Source organism: Natroniella acetigena (genome assembly GCF_023227745.1).
Classification (GTDB): domain Bacteria; phylum Bacillota; class Halanaerobiia; order Halobacteroidales; family Halobacteroidaceae; genus Natroniella; species Natroniella acetigena.
Genome location: NZ_JALKBX010000109.1, coordinates 1 through 1,812 on the forward strand (window position 1 = coordinate 1; position 1,812 = coordinate 1,812).

Sequence of the window (1,812 nt, forward strand, 5' to 3'; positions counted from 1 at the left end):
CTCCCTCTATAAATTAAATTTATCTCACTTATGCTCGCTTATTCTTAGAATTTCATTTTCTTTTAAAAAAGGATTAAGGATATTATTCTTAAATTATTTAATATTTGGATTTAGAAAGTTAGACCAATCCGAAAATATGATAAAGCTTTTTAAAAATAATATGGTTGCTTATTGGAACTCCACATTTCCATGGTAGTTTAACCTCCCATATCTCTCAGGATCTATGTCCCTACATTCCTTCGTTCTACCTATCCATGGGTGGAGGCTGGATATGCTCCTCGGCAGGGTCTATGCCCGTATTGAAAAAATTAATTCCAGCTCTTCCAGTCTTCCTTTTTCAAAGTTCTGACTCTAAGATAATCGAACATAAATAATTATTTTATAAAACAAACATTCTCATAATCAATTTGATACTCTTTTAAGCAACTCCCTGTAAATTTGAACACTTAATATCTTTCATTAACTTTTCACCATCATACTCCACTTGCTTTTTCCATAAAGCAAACAATATTCTAATCAATTTACAGCATAAAGCTATCAGGGATTGTTTCTTCTTTAAAGGGTTATTAGGGCGAGTTGTGTAATACTCATGAAGTGTCTTAAACTCTTCATTCTTAGCTACCAGAGGCAGCATCACCCTATATAATAATGCTCTTAACTTCGCTCTACCCCTTTTAGTAATACAAGTTCTCCCCTTATGTTGTCCTGAACTATTTTCCATTAAATTCAACCCTGCTAGCTTCTGAATTTGTCGAGGATGAGCATAACCATTTATATCTCCAACCTCTGATATAAACCCTGCGACAGTCTTTATTCCAACCCCTTTGATACTTAACATTGCCTTTGTGCCTGATACTTTCTTTATTAAACCTTTTATTTTAATCATCAATTGCTCAATTTGATACTTTATCATTTCATATTGCGTTAATAAATAGCTTAATTCAAACTTTGCTATTTGGGTACCTTCTGTTAACCCTACTGACCTTTTAGCAGCTTTTTTAAGCTTTTTAGCTCGTTTTATTCCTACTGCTCTTTTAACCTCTTTCTTCCACTCTAATACTATCTCTTCTGGAGTCATCTTTAATATCTCATCTGGCAAAGGAAACTCTTTTAATGTAACTAATGATGCTTTCCCTTCCCATGACTTAAATACTGTTAAATATTCTGGAAAATACTTATCTATAAATTGATGTACCTTCCCCTTTACTCGTTGTAAATCTTTATTTAATCTCTCCATATGAGTCATTGCCACACGAATATCAGCATAAACACCAACTAGTATATTAGGCTCTGAATAACGCCCATCTTTAACTAATTGAGCTATTACTTTTGCATCCTTTTTATCATTTTTAGTTGGTGAATTGTCATCCAACTCTTTACTCTTTTTCGTATGGCTTGGATTTATTAATACTACTTTTGTTTTATTTCTCTTTAAAAATTGAGCTAGGTTTAACCAATAATGTCCTGTTGGTTCCATTCCAACTATTATATCTTCTTTTTCATGCTTATCCTTTAGTTCACACATCCATTTTAGAAACTTATCAAATCCTTCATCTGAATTTGTAAAAGATAATGCTTTTCCATACTCAATACCACGATAATCTTGACCTCTTGCAACATGGTTTTTCTTAGCAATATCAACTCCTACTACTAAAGTTGAAATTTTTACTTGCCTTATTTTACGATTTCGATTATAATTCATCTTAGAGTACCTCCTTTTTATTTAGGGATCTTTCATTAGATACCCCGTATTATATCAGGGAGGTGCTCTTTTTGTCTATCTTGATATTTATTTATTACAGGAATGCTCCT

General features: G+C 32.4%; 1 protein-coding gene. It reads right to left on the reverse strand.

Features of this window, described 5'->3' with window-relative positions; genetic code table 11:
• Nucleotides 1-418 precede the first annotated feature (418 nt).
• The gene (locus MWH25_RS12730) at nt 419-1,702 is read right to left on the reverse strand and encodes an IS110 family RNA-guided transposase (RefSeq protein WP_248628028.1); all 1,284 of its coding nucleotides are present in this window, start codon (nt 1,700-1,702) and stop codon (nt 419-421) included.
• Nucleotides 1,703-1,812 lie beyond the last annotated feature (110 nt).

Coding starts and splice junctions, on each gene's coding strand:
- MWH25_RS12730 (WP_248628028.1), bottom strand. CDS start 1,702: ATGAATTATAATCGAAATCGTAAAATAAGGCAAGTAAAAATTTCAACT.